A 16,708-nucleotide genomic window follows, 5' to 3' on the forward strand; every position below is an offset into this window, starting at 1 on the left:
ATACCGTTTGCTGATGCCGGGGCATCAATGCAAGTGATGGCCTCCGACGGGGCACACGGCGGGGCCGGCGCAGCGCGGGCGGCCCGCGTTCAGGCGCTCAGGGCTTCGCGCGCTGCAGCCATTCGGCTTCCCATGCACCGTCGTCGATCAGACGCCGCGCCTGCAGCAGCAGGGCGTCCATCACCGCCTGCGCGGCCGCGTCGAGGACGCGGCCCGCAGGCAGGGCCAGGCTGTAGGTGCGCACCAGCTCGGGCTGCACCACGCGGGCCACTACCCAGTCGGCGCGGGCGGGCGGCGCGTCGTGCAGTGCGCAGGCCGGCGTGAAGGTGAAGCCCGCGCCATGCAGGTAGAGCGAGCGGATCACGCGCGCGGAGTCATGCTCATGGGCGATGTGCAGCGCGGTGCCGCGGGCGGCGGCGGCTTCTTCCACGCTGCGGCGGATCGAGAAGCGGCGCGACTGCAGCACCAGCGGCAGGCGGGCCGCATGGTCGAAGTCCAGCGTGGGGCGGGTGGGTGGCGTGCCGGCCTTGCGCCGGCTCTCGAACGGAGCGGGCTGCAGCAGCGCCCGCACATCGCCACTGGCATCCTGGCCGCAGACGAACATCGCCTCGCGGGCCAGCGGCCGGCAATCCAGGCCCTCGACCGCGGGCGTGTCGACCAGGATGCCCAGGTCTGCGCGCCGGTCCAGCATGGCTTTCTTCACCATCAGGCTCAGGTCGTCGAGCACGAAGACCCGCACCCGCGGCGCCGTCTCGCGCAGGGCCATCAGCACCGGGCCCATCAGCAGCGAGGCCAGCAGGAAGGGCAGGGCGATGGTCACCGAGCCTTCCGGCCCCTGCGGCAACTGGCGGATGCGGTCGCGCATGGCGTCGGCGTCCGACAGCAGGCGGCGCGCATCTTCGTAGAGCTGCAGGCCCGCGGAGGTGGGCGTCACACCGGCATGCGAGCGCTCCAGCAACTGCGTGTCGAGCTCGGCCTCCAGCTTCTTGATCTGCGCCGTCAGCGCCGGCTGCGCGATGTAGAGCGTGGCCGCCGCGCGCGACAGGCTGCCCGCTTCGAGCACGGCGATGAAGTAGCGGAGGCTGCGCAGGTCCATGGGGAGGGGCAGCATAGCCGCGCCGAGGGCGCAGGCTCAATCCCAGGCCGGTGCCAGGTTCTCCGGGTTGGCGAGACGCTCGTTGCGCTCCAGCGCGGCGATGGCGGCCACGTCTTCCGACGTGAGCTTCAGCTCCTTCGCCTCGAGGTTGGACGCCAGGTTCTCGCGCTTGGTGGAGGACGGAATGACCGAGAAACCCTGCGCCAGCGCCCAGGCCAGTACCACCTGGGCGGGCGTGGCGCCGTGGCGCTGCGCGATCTCCGCCAGCGCTGGCTCCTGCAGCACCTTGCCATAGGCCAGCGTCATGTACGACGTGAGGTGCACGCCCTGCATGCGCGCGTAGTTGACCAGCTTGCGGTTCTGCAGGTAGGGGCTGATCTCCACCTGGTTGGTGGCGATGGCGCCCTTGCCGGCCAGCTCGATGGCCTGCTGCAGCAGCGCGATGGTGAAGTTGGAAACGCCGAACTGCGCCGTCAGGCCCTGGTTCTGCGCTTCGGCCAGTGCCTCCAGCGTCTCGCGCAGCGGCACCGCGCGGCCGGGCGAGGGCCAGTGGATCAGCGTCAGGTCGACCTGCTCGGTGCGCAGTTTCTGCAGGCTCTCCTTCAGGCTGGGGATCAGCGCGTCGGCGGCCAGCTTGTCGACCCAGATCTTGGTGGTCAGGAAGAGCTGCGGGCGCGGCACGCCCGATTCGGCGATGGCCTGGCCGATCTCGGCCTCGTTGCCGTAGATCTGCGCGGTGTCGATGGCGCGATAACCCACGTCGAGCGCATTGCGCACGGAATCGATGACGGTCTGGCCCTTGAGGCGGAAGGTGCCCAGGCCGAAGGCGGGAATTGGGGCGGGGATGCTCATGATGGGATGTCCTCGTGACAGGTGTGAAGGGTTGGATGAAGCCTAGCCGCCGCCGCAACGCGCGGCTGGCGGCCGACGACGGCGCTGTCCGTCAGCAGGCGACGCACTCGTCGCCCGTCTTGCGGGCGTTGGCGCGGCCTTGCGCGTCGCGGCGGTCCAGGCGGCCGGCCCAGGTGGTGAGGGCCCAGGCGCCCAGCACCACCAGCGCGCCGATCCAGCCGGTGTGCACCAGGCCCAGGCGCTCGACGATCAGGCCGCCCAGTCCGGCGCCGCCCGCGATGCCCAGGTTGAAGGCCGCGATGTTCAGGCCCGAGGCCACGTCCGCGCCCTTGGGGCTGAAGCGCTGCGCCTGCTGCACCACGTACACCTGCAGGCCCGGCACATTGCCGAAGGCGACCGCGCCCCAGGCCAGCACCGTGATCACCATCGGCACGGGATGCGGCGCCGTCAGGCTCAGCACGCCCAGCACCGCCGCCAGGCCCAGGAAGATGCGTTGCAGCGCCGGCACCGGCCCCAGCCGGTCGGCCAGCCGGCCGCCCCAGAGGTTGCCCACCGCCACCGAGAGGCCATAGGCCAGCATCACGCCGCTCACGGCAGTGGCCGAGAAGCCCGTCACCTGCTGCAGCAGCGGCGCCAGGAAGGTGAAGGCGATAAAGGAGCCGCCGTAGCCCACCGCCGTCATCGCATAGACCAGCAGCAGCCGCGGCTGGGCCAGCACGGCCAGTTGCTCGCGCAGGGCGGCCGGCGGGCTGTGCGGCACGTTGCGCGGCACGAAGACGGCACTGCCCAGCACCGCCACCAGGCCCAGGCCGGCCACGGCCAGAAAGGTGGCGCGCCAGCCCAGGTGCTGGCCGATCAGCGTGCCCAGCGGTACGCCGGTGACCAGGGCCACGGTGAGACCAGTGAACATGATGGCGATGGCACTGGCCGCCTTCTCCTTCGGCACCACGCTGGCCGCGATGATCGAGCCGATGGAGAAGAACACCCCGTGCGCCAGGCCGGTGAGCACGCGCGCCACGATCAGCGACTCGTAGCCCGGCGCGCGCCAGGCCACCAGGTTGCCGAGCGTGAACAGCAGCATCAGCCCCAGCAGCAGCGCCTTGCGCGGCAGCCGGCCGGTCAGCGCGGTGAGCAGCGGCGCGCCGAGGGCGACGCCCAGGGCATAGAGGCTCACCAGCAGCCCGGCCGAGGGCAGCGTGACGCCGAGGTCGGCGGCGATGGTGGGGATGAGGCCGACGATCACGAACTCGGTCGTGCCGATGGCGAAGGCGCTGAGCGTCAGCGCGAACAGGGCAATGGGCATGGAAGGCACCTCGCGGCCGGGGCCGCACAAGCAGTCGAACAGGTTGGAAGGCCGCCAGTCTCCTGCGACACGCTCTTGCGAAAAACCCGTCTATAAACCAAACACTTTTGATCTGGAATCAAGAATGAAGACGACGCTGGACGAGATGCAGACCCTGGTTGCCGTGGTCGACACCGGCGCGCTGTCGCGGGCGGCCGATCAGCTCGGCATGACCGTCTCGGCCATCAGCCGCACCCTGGCGCGGCTGGAGCAGAAGCTGGGCACGACGCTGATGCGCCGCACCACGCGGCGGCTCGAACTGACGGAGGAGGGCGCTGCCTTCCTGGCGCGGGCACGCGCCATCCTGGCCAGCGTCGACGCCGCGGAGGAGGACATGGCCGCTCGCCGCGAGCGCCCCGCCGGCCGGCTGCGGGTGGATGCTGCCTCGCCCTTCATGCTGCATGTGGTGGTGCCGCTGGTCGGCGGCTACCGCGCGCGCTATCCGGACGTGACGCTGGAGCTTCACAGCCACGACGGCCTGATCGACCTGCTGGAGCACCGCGTGGATGTCGCCATCCGCATCGGCCGCCTGCGCGACTCCACGCTGCATGCGCGGCCGCTGGGCAGCAGCGCGCTTCGGCTGCTGGCGTCGCCGGACTACCTGGCCGCGGCCGGCACGCCGCGCCGGGTGGCCGACCTGGCGCGGCACACGCTGCTGGGCTTCACGACGCCCAGCAGCCTCAACGAATGGCCGGTCGCCGATGCCGAAGGTCACCCGCTGCGCATCGAGCCCGCGCTGGCCGCCTCCAGCGGCGAGACGCTCCGGCAACTGGCGCTGGAAGGCGCGGGCATCGCCAGCCTGGCCGACTTCCTCACTGCCCGCGACGTTGCGGAAGGCCGGCTGGTGCCGGTGCTGCCGCGGCAAACGCGCGACGTGCGACAGGCCGTGCAGGCGGTGTACTACCGCAACACACCGCTCACGGCGCGGATCGCGTCCTTCATCGACCATCTGGCCGCCCACTGGCCGGACGCTGCTGCGGCTGCGGAAAGGGCGTCGAAGCAACGCTGAAGGCAAGGGCGCTCGTGCGTGCCGGCCCGGGGCACGCGGGCATACCCCAAGGTGCGGCTCCTCGGCGCGCAAATACATTACGCTCGAAATGCAAAATGTGAATGCAGGCCAGCCGCGTGGCCGACCTCCGCGGCGTTTGTGCGACTGACCCATCCGAAGGCGCTCCCATGACCGCATCCTCACGCCCAGGCCGCCGCTCCCATGCCGAGCGCAGCGCGCAGACGCGCCAGCACCTCATCAGCACGGCCATCGACCTGATCGGGCAGCAAGGCTTCGGGCAGATGTCCATCCACGCGCTGGCCCGCAGCGCGGGGCTGACGTCGGGCGCCGTGCAGCACCACTTCGAGTCCAAGGCCGTGCTGATGATGCAGGTGCTCGACGAGCTGCTGCGCAGCCACATCGACGCCGGCGAGTTCTGGCCGTCCGCCGCACTGGGCACGCAGGAGCGAGCCGCGCGTTTCCTTCAGACGCTCTATGCGTTGGTCTATGCCCAGCCGCGCTTCCTGGTGGCCTGGAACATCTACCTGGGCTCGCGTGGCCAGGCCGAGGTGCTGGACCACATTGCCCGGCAGCGCGATGCGCTCGATGCGCAGCTGTCGCAGGGCTTCTTCGCCACCTTCCCGGAACTGGCGGCGCAGCCTGACCGCGAGGCGGTGCTGGGCCTCGTGCTCTCGACGCTGCGCGGGCTGGGCCTGCTGCAGCTCTTCGAGGGCCACGGCCGCACGCCGCCTTCTGCCTCCGCCTCGGCCCAGCTCGCGTTGCTGGCAGAACTGATCGCGGCGCGGTGCGCGGCTCCGGCCGTCGAGGCACCCTCGCGCAGGGCCAGGCCTGCCCGCCGCCGCACGTCCCCCGGTTGACCCTTCGGCCCCAGAGGCCCGCTGCCTTCCCCGCTTCCCCACAAGACCTCAGGAGACACCATGAAGATTTCCATCTGCCGGCGGCTTGCCGCCCTGGCGGGCCTCGGCTCGCTCTTCGTTGCCGCTGTGGCCAGCGCACAGGCGCCCGCCTATCCCACCAAGCCCATCCAGCTGATCGCCCAACAGCCGCCGGGAAGCGGGTCGGACGCCATGACCCGGGTCTGGGCCGATTGCGCGGCGCAGGAGCTGGGCCAGCCTGTCGTGGTGCAGAACCGGCCGGGGGCCAACGGCATCCTGGCCGTCAGCGCCCTGAAGGGCCAGCCGTCCGATGGCTACACGCTGATGAGCATCGGCATGTCGCAGATGAGCATCACGCCCTACACCTACCGCCAGCATCCCTACGAGCCCGGCTCCGACTTCGACGGCGTGGCCGTGCTGGGCACTTCGCCGCTGGTCCTGACGGTGCCCGCCGGTGAAGGCGTGGCCCGGCTGGCCGACCTGCAGAAGCTGGCGGCGGCGACGCCGGGCGGCCTGAACTTCGGCTCGCCCGGCAAGGGCAGCCCCGCGCACCTGCTGACCACGGCCCTGCTCGACAAGCTGGGCGTGGCCGGCACCCACGTGCCCTTCGTGGGCGAGGGCGCAGGCATGGCGGCGCTGATGGGGCGGCAGATCCAGGCGATGACGCTCGTCGGCGGCACGGCCGCTCCTCAGATCAAGGCCGGCAAGCTGGTGGCGCTGGCCGTCTTCGACAACCAGCGCTCCGCGCTGATGCCGGATGTGCCCACCATCGCCGAACTGCTGCCCGCCGCTGCCGACCTGGCGCGGCCCTCGTGGATCGCCATCGTGGCCAAGGCCGGCACGCCGGCCCCACTGCTGACGCGGCTCAATGCGGTCAGCGAGCGCTGCCGCGGCAATGCGCAGTACCGCCAGCGGCTGGAGACGATGAGTGTGACGCTCACGTCCTCCACGCCGGCCGACGTTCGCACCTGGGCCGCACGCGATGCCGCGGTGTGGCGGCCGCTCATCGACAAGCTGGGCCTGGCCACCGAATGAGCGCGTGCTGGCGCGTCCCTGCGCGCAGTCTTCGGGCTGCGCGCGGTTCGAAGGCCGTGGCATGAGCGCGCCGGCCGGGGCGCCCGAAGTCCAGCTTTCCCATGGCGGTCGCCTGCTCGGCTCTTGGCAGGATGGGCTACGCGTCTTCAGGGGCATCCGCTATGCGCTGCCGCCCTTCGGCGAGCGCCGCTTTGCCCCGCCCGTCCCGGTGGCCCCCTGGCAGGGCGTGCGCGAGGCGGTCGACTTCGGCCCCGCCTTTCCCCACTGGCCTCGCCATGCCGCGCCCGACGCCGATCCGGTGGGCGGTGAGGATGCGCTGTCCCTCAACATCTGGGCGCCCGAGGCCCCTCCCGACGCGTGCGTGCCGGTCATGGTCTGGGTGCACGGCGGCGGCTTCGTGCGAGGCAGCGCGTCCGAGCCGCTGTATGACGGCGCCGCCTTCGCGCGGCAGGGCGTGGTGTTCGTCTCCATCCAGTACCGGCTGGGTGTCGACGGCTTCGCGCACCTGCAGGATGCGCCGCCCAACCGCGGCCTGCTCGACCAGTTGATGGCGCTGCGCTGGGTGCAGGACCATATCGGTGCCTGGGGCGGCGACGCGGCGAAGGTCACCGTCTTCGGTCAATCGGCGGGGGCGGGTGCGATTGCCTGCCTGATGGGCCTGCCCGAGGCCCGCGGGCTGTTCCAGCGCGTCATCCTGCAAAGTCCCAGCGTGGCCTGCCAGACGTTGGACGAGGCACAGGCGGCCCTCGCGGCGATCTGCGAACTGGCCGGCGTGGCGCCCGATCCGGTCGCGCTGGCCAAGGCCCCCATCGCGCCGGTGCTGCGTGCCGTGCAACGCCTGACGCAGGATGCCGGCCTGCGTCGCATGATGGGTCTGGCCAGCCGGCATCTCTTTCCGCTGCGGCCGGTGCTGGACGGGCGGATGCTGGCGGCGCCGCCGCTGGACGCACTTCAGACGGCGTTGCAGCAACCCACGCCCCTGCAACTGCTGGTGGGCCACAACGCCGACGAGATGCGGCTCTACCACGTGCCGGGCGGTGGCCTGGACCGCATCACCGAGGCCGACGTGATCGACTTCGTGCGCAGCGCCGGCCTGGCATGGCCCTCGAAGCAGATGGGCACGCCGGGCGAGCGCCTGTGCGCCGCGCAGTCCGACTACCACTACGCCGCGCCCGCGGCGGCGCTGGCACAACTGGCGGCCACGCGCGCGGGGTCGGCTCACCGCTACCGCTTCGACTGGCCGTCGCCCGCCTTCGAGGGGCGCCTCGGCGCGGCGCACGGTGTGGAACTGCCCTTCGTCTTCGGCAATCTTGGCAACGCGGCGGCGCGCGAACTGGCGGGCCCAGCGCCGCCGGTGGAGCTGTCGCGACGCATGCAGCAGGCCTGGGTGCGCTTCGCGCAGACGGGCGATCCCGGCTGGGCCGCGCACACGACGTCGTCGCCGAGCGTGCAGGTTTTCGGCGGGCAGGACTCCACGGCGTCGGGCTGAGTTCAGGCCTCGGCCGCCCGCCTGGCGCATCGCGGGGAGCCTGCCGTCAGCCGGGGCGCCGCACAATGGGCCGCCGCGCCTTGCGGGTGCGGCGTCAGCGATTCCTGGAGACAACGCATGCAGGACTACTACGCCGCCCGCGCCGCGGAATACGACCGCATCTATGCCAAGCCCGAACGGCAGCCCGACCTCCGTGACATGGAAGCGTGGCTGCCCGGCGTGTTCGCTGACCGCCAGGTGCTCGAGGTGGCCTGTGGCACCGGCTACTGGACGCAGTTCTATGCGCCGGCCACGGCAGGCGTGGTGGCGCTCGATGGCGCGGTGGAGACGCTGCGCATCGCCGAACGCCGTCTGCCCGACGCGCCCGTGCGCTGGCTGCAGGGCGACGCCTATTCGCTGCCGGTGGCCGATCGGGCCTTCGATGGTGCCTTCGCCGGCTTCTGGTGGTCGCACATCCCGCTGGAGCGCATCGACGCGTTTCTGCAGGGGCTGCATCGCACGCTGAAGCCGGGTGCGCGGGTGGTGTTCATCGACAACCTCTACGTGCCCGGCAGCAGCACGCCCATCGCCGAGCAGGACAGCGCCGGCAACACGTGGCAGCTGCGCCGGCTGGACGACGGCTCCACGCACCGGGTGCTCAAGAACTTTCCGAGCCGCGAGGCACTGCTCGCGGCCGTCGCGCCGCATGCGCGCATCAGCGACTACCGCGCATGGACGCACTTCTGGGCGCTGTCGTATTCGTTGGCCGGATGATCTGCTCGCGGCCGTGCGCACGTCGCGACTGAGGCGCTGCGCCTTCTCAGCGCGGCGCCACGGTGAAGCCCACCGTGATCTCGCCCTCGGCCCATTGCGCGAATACCTGCCCGCCATGCATGGCCGCCACGGCCCGCACGATCGACAGGCCCAGCCCGTGGTTCTCGCCGCTGTTGGGCCGGGAGCTGTCGCCGCGGTAGAAGCGGTCGAACAGCCGGGGCAGCGCCTCGGGCGGCAGCGGGGCGCTGGGATTGCTCACGCTCACGCGGGCGCCTCCGATGAGCGGCTCGATGCGGGCGCGGATGACGTCACCGCCCGAGGAGTGCTGGATGGCGTTGTGCAGCAGGTTGCTCAGCGCGCGGCGGAAGAGGGCCGTCTCGATGGGCGCGATGGCGTCGCCCTGCACGTCCACATGCAGGCCGGCCTCGTCGAGCAACACATCGAAGAACTCCACCGTCTTGGCCACTTCCAGCGCCAGTGGCGCGTCGACCAGGCGCCGGGCGCGCTCGCCCTGTTCGGCGCGGGCCAGGAAGAGCATGTCGGCAACGATGGAGCGCAGCCGTTCCAGCTCCTCCAGGTTGGACTGCAGCACCTCGCGCAGCGAAGCGGCATCGCGCTCGCGCGCCAGCGTGACCTGGGTCTGGCCGATCAGGTTGGCGAGGGGCGTGCGCAGCTCGTGGGCCACGTCGGCGTTGAAGGTCTCCAGCTGGCGGTAGGCACCGTCCAGGCGATCCAGTGCGGCGTTGAAGGACTGGCCCATGTCGGTCAGCTCGATGGGCAGGGCCGGCAACTGCAGGCGCTGGCCGCGGTTGTCGGGGCCGATGCCCTGGGCCTCGGCCGACAGCCGCTGCAGCGGGCGCAGGCCGACGCGGGCCACCCAATAGCCGAGCAGCGCCGCCACCGCCGCGCCGGTCAGGGCGAGCAGGGCCATGGCGGCCTCGAAGTTGTGCAGGGTCTGGCGCGGCGCCGCGCCGCTCACGCCGGCGATGAGCCGCACCTCGGGCCGCACCTCGTTGGCCGGCAACCGCGCCGCCATGAGCGCCATGGGCCGGCCGTTTGGCCCAAGGGGCAGCTCGACGACGCCATCCTCTTCGCGCAGGGCGTCCGCCATGGCCTGGGCGCCATCGGCCCAGCGGAAGGCCGGCGCCTCGCTCCACATCCAGTAGCGCACCTCGCCGTTGCGGCTTTCGAGCGCGGCGATCTTCTCGCGCGCCCGGGCCGCCAGCTGCGTCGAGCGGCCATGCTCCAGCATGTAGCGCACGTCTTCCAGGCGGCTTTGCACCTCCTCGCGCTCGTGGCGGCGCAGCTCGTGGCGCAGCACCTGCAGCAGCGCCACGCCCAGCAGCGCGAAGATGAACACCGCCACGGCGGTGAACATCAGCGCCAGGCGCAGGGCGATGGAGCCGCGGCGCATCCGCTCAGTCGGCGCCGGCGGCCGCGCCCGGCGCCCGCTCTTCCAGCACGTAGCCCATGCCGCGCACCGTGTGCAGCAGCGGCTGGGCGAAGGGCAGATCGATCTTGCCGCGCAGGCGCTTGATGGCTACCTCGACCACGTTGGTGTTGCTGTCGAAGTTCATGTCCCACACCTGCTCGGCAATGGCCGTCTTCGACAGGATGTCGCCCTGGCGGCGGGCCAGCAGGGTGAGCAGCGCGAATTCCTTGGCCGTGAGGTCGATGCGCTGGCCGGCGCGCAAGGCGCGGCGGCTGATCAGGTCGATCTGCAGGTCGCCCACGCGCAGCAGCGTGGGCTCCTGCGCGCGGCCGCGGCGGGTGAGCGCCTGCAGCCGGGCCTGCAGCTCGATGAAGGAGAAGGGCTTGACCAGGTAGTCGTCGGCGCCGCCCTGCAGGCCGCGCACCCGGTCTTCCACGCCGTCGCGGGCGGTGAGCATGATGACCGGCGTGCCCTTGACGGCGCGCAGCGAGCGCAGCACCTCGAAGCCGTCCAGGCCCGGGAGCATGGCGTCGAGCACGATGACGTCGAAGTCGTGGTGCAGGGCCAGGTGCTGGCCGTCGATGCCGTCGTAGGCGACGTCCACCGTGCAGCCCTGCTCGGTCAGGCCCTGGCTGAGGTAGTCGGCCGTCTTGCGCTCGTCCTCGACGATCAGCACCCGCATCATGGCTGGGCGGCCTCCAGCGGCGGCGTGGCGGCGCGGGCGGCGCGCGCGGCCTTGCGGCGCACGTACCAGTGGTGGGCACGGTCAAGGTACAGGTAGACCACCGGCGTGGTGAAGAGCGTGAGCACCTGCGACAGCAGCAGCCCGCCCACCATGGCATAGCCCAGCGGCCGGCGCAGCTCGGAGCCGGCACCGTGGCCCAGCATCAGCGGCAGGCCCGAGAGCAGGGCGCACATGGTGGTCATCATGATGGGCCGGAAGCGCAGCACGCAGGCCTCGAAGATGGCGTCGCGCGGGCTCATGCCGCGGTCGCGCTCGGCATGCAGGGCGAAGTCCACCATCATGATGCCGTTCTTCTTGACGATGCCGATGAGCAGGATGATGCCGATGAGCGCGATCACGCTGAGATCGTAGCCGCCCGCCATCAGGATCAGCAGCGCCCCCACGCCGGCCGAGGGCAGGGTGGAGAGGATGGTGAGCGGATGGATGTAGCTCTCGTACAGCAGGCCCAGCACGATGTATACCGCTATCAGCGCCGCCAGGATCAGGTAGGGCTGCGTGCGCAGCGACGCGCTGAAGGCCTGGGCCGTGCCCTGGAAGCTGCCGGTGAGTGTGGGCGGCACGCCCATCTCGGCCTGCGCCTGCTGGATCTGCTGCACCGCCTCGCCCAGCGCAAAGCCGGGCTTGAGGTTGAAGGAGATGGTCGCCGCCGGGAACTGGCCCTGGTGGTTCACGGCCAGGTAGCTGGTGCGCGTCGTGTCCACCTTCACGAAGGTGGACAGCGGGATCTGCTGGCCGTTGATCGGCGAGGTGATGAACAGCCGGTCGAACAGGCTCGGGTCCTGTTGCAGCGCGGGCGTCACCTCCAGCACCACGTTGTAGCTGTTGAGCTGGGTGAAGTACTGCGCCACCTGGCGCTGGCCGATGGCGTCGTACAGCGTGGCGTCGATCAGCGCCGGCGTGATGCCGAAGCTGGAAGCGCGCTGCCGGTCGATGGTCAGGCTGGCCATGGGCGCGGCGTTCTGCTGGTCGGAGCTCACGTCGGTCAGGGCCGGCAGCTGCTGCAGCCGCTGGGTGATGCGCTGCGTCCAGGTGTCGAGCTCGCCCAGGTCGGTGTCGGTCAGCGTGTACTGGTACTGCGTGCGCGCCAGGCGGCCGCCGACGTTGATGTCCTGCCCGGCCTGCATGTAGAGCGTGATGCCGGGCACGCGCGCCAGCTTGGGCCGCAGGCGGCCGATGATCTCGTCGGCCGTCTCGGTGCGTCCGTCTTCCTTGGGCTTGAGGCCGATGAAGAAGTTGCCCGAGTTGAAGGTGCTGGCACCGGCCTGCAGGCCGAAGGCGGTGACGTCCGGGTCCTGCCGCACGATGTCGGCCAGGGCCAGCATGCGCGTGTGCATCGCCTCGGATGACGAATCCTGCCCGGACACCGCGGTGCCGAAGATGTAGCCCGTGTCCTGCTGCGGGAAGAAGCCCTTGGGAATCACGATGAACAGCGCCACCGTGGCCGCCACGGTCGCGATGAAGCTCAGCAGCGTGATGAAGGGATGGCGCAGCACCACCTCCAGTGCGCGGCGGTAGCCGCCGATCATGGCCTCGAAGCCGCGCTCGAACAGGTCGAAGAGCTTGCCGTGCTTCGGCGCCGCGTGGGCGCCGTCGCCATGCGGGTTCTTGAGGAACTTGGCGCAGAGCATGGGCGTGAGCGTGAGCGATACCACCACCGACACGGCGATGGTCAGCGTCACCGTCACCGCGAACTCGCGGAACAGCCGGCCCACGATGCCGCCCATGAGCAGCAGCGGAATGAACACCGCCACCAGCGAGACCGAGATCGACACGATGGTGAAGCCGATCTCCTGCGCGCCTTGCAGCGCCGCCTGCATCGGCGGCATGCCGTCCTCGATGTGGCGGTAGATGTTCTCCAGCATCACGATGGCGTCGTCCACCACGAAGCCCACCGCGATGGTCAGCGCCATGAGCGACAGGTTGTCCAGCGAATAGCCCAGCACGTACATGACGGCCGCCGTGCCCAGCAGCGCCAGCGGCACGGTCACGCTGGGAATCAGCGTGACGGTCAGGCTGCGCAGGAAGACGAAGATCACCGCCACCACCAGCGCGACCGACAGCACGAGCGTGAACTCCACGTCCTTGACCGAGGCGCGGATGGTTTGGGTGCGGTCGATGATGGTGCTCACCGTCACGCTCGGCGGGATCGAGGCCTTGAGCTTGGGCAGCGCCGCGAAGATGCGGTCCACCGTGTCGATCACGTTGGCGCCCGGCATCTTGGTGATGGCCAGCGAGATCGCCTGGCCCGGCTCGATGTGGCTGCCCTCGGGCTCGGCCTTGCCCGGGAAGGCCCAGGCGGCGATCTTGGCGTTCTCGGGCCCGTCCACGGCCACTCCGACGTCGCGCACGCGGATGGGGGCGCCGTTGCGATAGGCCAGCACCATGTCGTTCCAGGGCGCTGCCTTGAGCAACTGGTCGTTGGTGTAGATGTTCATGGCCTGCGAGACACCGTCCAGCGTGCCCGTGGGGGCGCTCACCGTGGTGTTGGCGATCACGCCGCGGATGTCCTCCAGGCTCAGGCCCAGTCCGCGGATCTTGGCCGGGTCGACCTGGATGCGCACCGCGGGCTTCTGCTGGCCGAACACGTTGACCAGGCCCACGCCCTCGATGCGCGAGATCTGCTGCGCCAGTATGTTCTCGGCGTAGTCGTCCACCTGCGTCATCGGCAGCACCTGCGACTGCACGGCCAGGATCAGCACCGGCGCGTCGGCCGGGTTGATCTTGCGGAAGCTCGGCGGGCTGGGCAGGTTCTTGGGCAACTGGCCGGTGGCCGAGTTGATGGCGGTCTGCACGTCCAGCGCGGCGCCGTCGATGTTGCGGTCCAGGTCGAACTGCAGCGTGATCTGCGTCAGGCCCAGCGAGCTGGTCGAGCTCATCTGCGACAGGCCAGGAATCAGCGAGAACTGCCGCTCCAGCGGCTGCGCCACGTTCGAGGCCATGGTCTCGGGGCTGGCGCCCGGCAGCCGGCCGGTGACCTGCAACGTCGGAAAGTCCACCTGCGGCAGCGGTGCCACCGGCAGCATCGGCCAGGCCACCAGGCCGATGAGCAGCAGCGCCACGGCCAGCAGCGAGGTGCCGATGGGCCGGCGGATGAAGGCGGCGGAAATGCTCACGAAGCGGCTCCCTGGCCGCCCTTGGCGGTTTCTGCGCCCTTGGCGCCGGCCGGCTTGTCGGCGCCGGGGGCAGCGCCCTTGCCGTCGCCGCCTTCCTTGGCCTCGCGCACGGCGGTGCCGGGCGCCAGGCGGAACTGGCCGTCGGTTACGACGCGGTCACCGGCATTCAGGCCCTTGGTCACCACCGCCGTGTTGCCTTCGCTGCTGCCCACCTCGATGGGCTGCACGCGGGCCTTGCCCTCGGCATCGATCACGTAGCTGAACAGGCCGTTGGGCCCGCGCTGCACGGCGGCGACCGGCACGGTCAGCGCATTGCGCTGCTGGCCCAGCACCAGCCTGGCATCCACCGACTGGCCGGGCCACAGCTTGTGGTCGGGATTGGCGAAGCGGCCCTTCATGGCGATGGTGCCGGTGGTGACGTCGATCTGGTTGTTCAGCAGCGTCAGCTCGCCGGTGGCCAGGACCTCGTGCGTGGTGCGGTCGATGGCCTGCACCTGCAGCGGCGCCGCGCCGTGCAGGGCCGTGTTGATGGCTTGGAAGGCGCTTTCGGGCAGGGTGAACTGCACGGCGATGGGGTCGATCTGGTTGATGACCAGCAGGCCGGCCGCGTCGGTGGCATGGACGATGTTGCCGGGGTCCACCAGGCGGGCGCCGATGCGGCCCGACAGCGGCGCGGCGAGCGTGGCGTAGCTCAGCTGCACCTGCGCGGCCGAGACGGCAGCGGTGTCGCTCTGCACCGTGGCCGTGAGCTGGCGCACCAGGGCGGCCTGGGTGTCCAGCTGCTGGCGCGTGGCGGCGTCCTGCTGCTGCAGCTCGGTGTAGCGCTGCAGGTCGGCGCGGGCGTTGGCGAGCGTGGCGTTGTCGCGCGCCAGCGTGCCCTGGGCCTGGGCCAGGGCCGCCTGCAGGGCGCGGGCATCGAGCCGGGCCAGCACCTGGCCGGCCTTGACGTCCTGGCCTTCCTTGAAGTTGACGGCCTCCAACTGGCCGTCCACCCGCGTGCGGACGGTGACCGAGGCCATGGGCAGCACGCTGCCGATGCCGGTCATGGCCAGAGGCACGTCCTTGCGCTGGACCGTGGCCAGGCGCACCGGCACGGCGGGTGGAGCCTTGGCGGGCTCGGCGGCATGCGCGTCGCGGTGCAGTCCGGGATGCCAGGCGGCGATCAGCAGGGCGACGGTGGCGACCGCCGCGCCGGCCGTGCGGCCGCGGCGGGGGACGAGGGGTGTGGAATGGGGGAAGGACATGGCGTTCGACGGAAAGACGGATCAGCGCGTGGCGGGGCTGGCGGAGGCGGCGATTTCGGCGGAGGGGGTCGACGCCGCCGTGGGCGTCGCGGCAGGCGTGCCGGCGGGGTTTGCGTCGGCCGCGTCGCTGGCGTGGGGGATGGCGGGCAACTGGCCCGTACCCCAACCCCCGCCCAGCGCCTTGACCAATGCGACGCTGGCCGCGTACTGCCGGCCTTCGAGCTGCAGCGCCGTGCGCTCGGCCGTGAGCGCCAGCGCCTGGGTGGTGACGACGGTGGTGTAGTTGGCGGTGCCGGCGCGGTACTGGCTCAGCACCACGCGCAGCGAGTCGCGGGCGGCCGTCACGGCGCGGTTCTGGGCGTCGCGCTCGCGGGCCAGCTCGCGCAGGGCGGCCAGGTTGTCCTCCACGTCCTGGAAGGCGGCCAGCACCGTCTGCCGGTAGCCGGCCGCGGCACCGTCGAAGGCGGCGCGGGCCTGGGCCACCTTGGCGCTGCGGGCACCGCCGTCGTAGATCGACGCGGCCAGCGCGAAGCCCAGCGCCCATACCTTGTCGGGCCTGCGCGCCCAGGCCGTGAGGCCGGCGCCCGAGAAGCCCCCGCTCGCGTTGAGCGTGAAGTCGGGGTAGTAGGCGGCGGTCGCCACGCCGATCTGCGCATTGGCGGCCGCCACGCGGCGTTCGGCGCTGGCGATGTCGGGCCGGCGCTCCAGCAGCTGCGAGGGCAGGCCGGGCGGCGTCACCGGCAGGGCGAGGGGCGAGGGCGCCTCGTCGGCCAGCGCCGGGAGCGAGAACTCGCCGGGCGTCCTGCCCAGCAGCACGGCCAGGGCGTGCTCCAGCTGGCGGCGGGTCAGGTCGATGTCGATGGCCTGGGCCTCTGCCGAGGCCAGGTTGCTTTCGGCCAGCGCGACGTCCGAGCGCAATGCGGTGCCGGCGCGGTACTGCGCCTGGGCCAGCCGCAGCGAATCGCGGTAGCCGGCCACGGTGCGGGCATAGAGCGCCTTCTGGCGGTCGTCCAGGCGCAGCTGGATGTAGTCGTTGACCACGGCCGCCTGCAGCGTGAGCCGGGCCGCGGCCAAGTCGGCCGCGCTGGCCTGGGCGCTGTCGGCCGCCGCTTCGGCGCCGCGGCTCACCTTGCCGAAGAAGTCCGGCTCCCAGGCCGCCTGCAGCGACCAGGCATGGGTGTCGCCCAGCACCGAGTTGCCGTTGCTCTTGCTGCGCCCGCGCCCGCCCGAGGCGCTGGCGCCAACGGTCGGGAAGAAGCCGGCCGAGGCGCCGTCCACCAGCGCCTGGGCCTGGCGGTAGGTGGCCGAGGCCTGGGCCAGCGTGGGGCTGGCCGCCATGGCCTGGGCGACCAGCGCGTCCAGCTGCGGATCGCCGAACTGGCTCCACCACGGCGACTCCGCATCCGCCGCCTTCGGGGCCGCGGGGCGCCAGGGTCCGTCTTCCTTGAAGGCGGCCTGGCTGGCGCCACTGGGCACGGGCGGCGGCTGGTAGTCGGGGCCGACGGCGCAGCCGGCCATCAGCAGGGCGGCGCACAGGGCGGTCAGCGGGAGCTTGGGCGAGGGCCGCCGTGTAAGGGCAGGGCGTCCGCGCGGCGGGATTCGGTCGTGGTCGGAAGAAGGCATGGGCAGCATGGCAGACACGGCCGCCACTGTGGGCGCCGGGTGCCGACGCCTCGCTGACGACCAGATGACAAAGCTGTCAGGTGGCGCAGCCGGAGCCCGC

13 protein-coding genes are annotated in these 16,708 nt (G+C 71.4%); 5 read left to right on the plus strand and 8 right to left on the minus strand.

The annotated features are described in order from the left end of the window. Positions 1 to 97: 97 nt before the first annotated feature. From BXA03_RS05225 to BXA03_RS05235, 3 genes are all read right to left on the minus strand, one after another. Entirely contained in the window at positions 98 to 1,096 is a 999-nt protein-coding gene (locus BXA03_RS05225; RefSeq protein WP_076504875.1) for a LysR family transcriptional regulator, read from the minus strand. A gap of 36 nt (positions 1,097 to 1,132) precedes the next feature. Next, on the minus strand, positions 1,133 to 1,948 hold the full coding sequence (gene dkgB / locus BXA03_RS05230; RefSeq protein WP_076504614.1) for a 2,5-didehydrogluconate reductase DkgB: 816 nt from the start codon (positions 1,946 to 1,948) through the stop codon (positions 1,133 to 1,135). Between the two features lie 91 nt (positions 1,949 to 2,039). Beyond that, complete coding sequence (locus BXA03_RS05235; protein WP_076504877.1) at positions 2,040 to 3,251, minus strand: MFS transporter; 1,212 nt, start codon at positions 3,249 to 3,251, stop codon at positions 2,040 to 2,042. A 124-nt stretch (positions 3,252 to 3,375) separates the two neighbouring features. Here BXA03_RS05235 and BXA03_RS05240 point away from each other — a divergent pair, with 124 nt between their 5' ends. The 5 genes from BXA03_RS05240 to BXA03_RS05260 all read left to right on the plus strand — a co-directional run bounded on the left by BXA03_RS05240 (position 3,376) and on the right by BXA03_RS05260 (position 8,451). Beyond that, the gene (locus BXA03_RS05240) at positions 3,376 to 4,299 is read left to right on the plus strand and encodes a LysR family transcriptional regulator (protein WP_076504616.1); all 924 of its coding nucleotides are present in this window, start codon (positions 3,376 to 3,378) and stop codon (positions 4,297 to 4,299) included. Positions 4,300 to 4,466: 167 nt separating this feature from the next. After that, positions 4,467 to 5,156: a TetR/AcrR family transcriptional regulator gene (locus BXA03_RS05245; protein ID WP_076504618.1), complete on the plus strand. Its 690-nt coding sequence runs from the start codon at positions 4,467 to 4,469 to the stop codon at positions 5,154 to 5,156. A 60-nt stretch (positions 5,157 to 5,216) separates the two neighbouring features. Beyond that, positions 5,217 to 6,209: a Bug family tripartite tricarboxylate transporter substrate binding protein gene (locus tag BXA03_RS05250; RefSeq protein ID WP_076504620.1), complete on the plus strand. Its 993-nt coding sequence runs from the start codon at positions 5,217 to 5,219 to the stop codon at positions 6,207 to 6,209. Between the two features lie 61 nt (positions 6,210 to 6,270). Continuing rightward, positions 6,271 to 7,698 carry a carboxylesterase/lipase family protein gene (locus BXA03_RS05255; protein ID WP_083715905.1) on the plus strand — a complete coding sequence of 476 codons (1,428 nt, stop codon included), beginning with the start codon at positions 6,271 to 6,273 and terminating at the stop codon, positions 7,696 to 7,698. Between the two features lie 117 nt (positions 7,699 to 7,815). Next, the gene (locus BXA03_RS05260; protein WP_076504625.1) at positions 7,816 to 8,451 is read left to right on the plus strand and encodes a class I SAM-dependent methyltransferase; all 636 of its coding nucleotides are present in this window, start codon (positions 7,816 to 7,818) and stop codon (positions 8,449 to 8,451) included. Between the two features lie 46 nt (positions 8,452 to 8,497). On the opposite strand, the gene BXA03_RS05265 is transcribed toward BXA03_RS05260, so the two are convergent. The 5 genes from BXA03_RS05265 to BXA03_RS05285 are packed head-to-tail and all read right to left on the minus strand — an operon-like array spanning position 8,498 to position 16,608. Further along, positions 8,498 to 9,865: a heavy metal sensor histidine kinase gene (locus BXA03_RS05265; RefSeq protein WP_076504628.1), complete on the minus strand. Its 1,368-nt coding sequence runs from the start codon at positions 9,863 to 9,865 to the stop codon at positions 8,498 to 8,500. A gap of 4 nt (positions 9,866 to 9,869) precedes the next feature. Further along, a complete protein-coding gene (locus BXA03_RS05270; protein ID WP_076504879.1) occupies positions 9,870 to 10,565 on the minus strand; it encodes a heavy metal response regulator transcription factor in 696 nt (231 codons plus the stop codon). Beyond that, positions 10,565 to 13,741: an efflux RND transporter permease subunit gene (locus BXA03_RS05275; RefSeq protein ID WP_076504631.1), complete on the minus strand. Its 3,177-nt coding sequence runs from the start codon at positions 13,739 to 13,741 to the stop codon at positions 10,565 to 10,567. Before BXA03_RS05275 ends, BXA03_RS05270 begins: the two co-directional genes overlap by 1 nt. Continuing rightward, complete coding sequence (locus BXA03_RS05280) at positions 13,738 to 14,985, minus strand: efflux RND transporter periplasmic adaptor subunit (RefSeq protein WP_076504634.1); 1,248 nt, start codon at positions 14,983 to 14,985, stop codon at positions 13,738 to 13,740. The genes BXA03_RS05275 and BXA03_RS05280 overlap by 4 nt, the downstream gene beginning before the upstream one ends. Before the next feature lie 21 nt (positions 14,986 to 15,006). Continuing rightward, the gene (locus BXA03_RS05285; protein WP_083715906.1) at positions 15,007 to 16,608 is read right to left on the minus strand and encodes an efflux transporter outer membrane subunit; all 1,602 of its coding nucleotides are present in this window, start codon (positions 16,606 to 16,608) and stop codon (positions 15,007 to 15,009) included. Positions 16,609 to 16,708 lie beyond the last annotated feature (100 nt).

This window comes from Pseudacidovorax sp. RU35E (genome assembly GCF_900156165.1).
Taxonomy (GTDB): Bacteria; Pseudomonadota; Gammaproteobacteria; order Burkholderiales; family Burkholderiaceae_C; genus Xenophilus.

Coding starts and splice junctions, on each gene's coding strand:
- BXA03_RS05280 (WP_076504634.1), bottom strand. CDS start 14,985: ATGTCCTTCCCCCATTCCACACCCCTCGTCCCCCGCCGCGGCCGCACG.
- dkgB (WP_076504614.1), bottom strand. CDS start 1,948: ATGAGCATCCCCGCCCCAATTCCCGCCTTCGGCCTGGGCACCTTCCGC.
- BXA03_RS05255 (WP_083715905.1), top strand. CDS start 6,271: ATGAGCGCGCCGGCCGGGGCGCCCGAAGTCCAGCTTTCCCATGGCGGT.
- BXA03_RS05240 (WP_076504616.1), top strand. CDS start 3,376: ATGAAGACGACGCTGGACGAGATGCAGACCCTGGTTGCCGTGGTCGAC.
- BXA03_RS05235 (WP_076504877.1), bottom strand. CDS start 3,251: ATGCCCATTGCCCTGTTCGCGCTGACGCTCAGCGCCTTCGCCATCGGC.
- BXA03_RS05270 (WP_076504879.1), bottom strand. CDS start 10,565: ATGCGGGTGCTGATCGTCGAGGACGAGCGCAAGACGGCCGACTACCTC.
- BXA03_RS05225 (WP_076504875.1), bottom strand. CDS start 1,096: ATGGACCTGCGCAGCCTCCGCTACTTCATCGCCGTGCTCGAAGCGGGC.
- BXA03_RS05265 (WP_076504628.1), bottom strand. CDS start 9,865: ATGCGCCGCGGCTCCATCGCCCTGCGCCTGGCGCTGATGTTCACCGCC.
- BXA03_RS05285 (WP_083715906.1), bottom strand. CDS start 16,608: ATGCCTTCTTCCGACCACGACCGAATCCCGCCGCGCGGACGCCCTGCC.
- BXA03_RS05245 (WP_076504618.1), top strand. CDS start 4,467: ATGACCGCATCCTCACGCCCAGGCCGCCGCTCCCATGCCGAGCGCAGC.
- BXA03_RS05260 (WP_076504625.1), top strand. CDS start 7,816: ATGCAGGACTACTACGCCGCCCGCGCCGCGGAATACGACCGCATCTAT.
- BXA03_RS05250 (WP_076504620.1), top strand. CDS start 5,217: ATGAAGATTTCCATCTGCCGGCGGCTTGCCGCCCTGGCGGGCCTCGGC.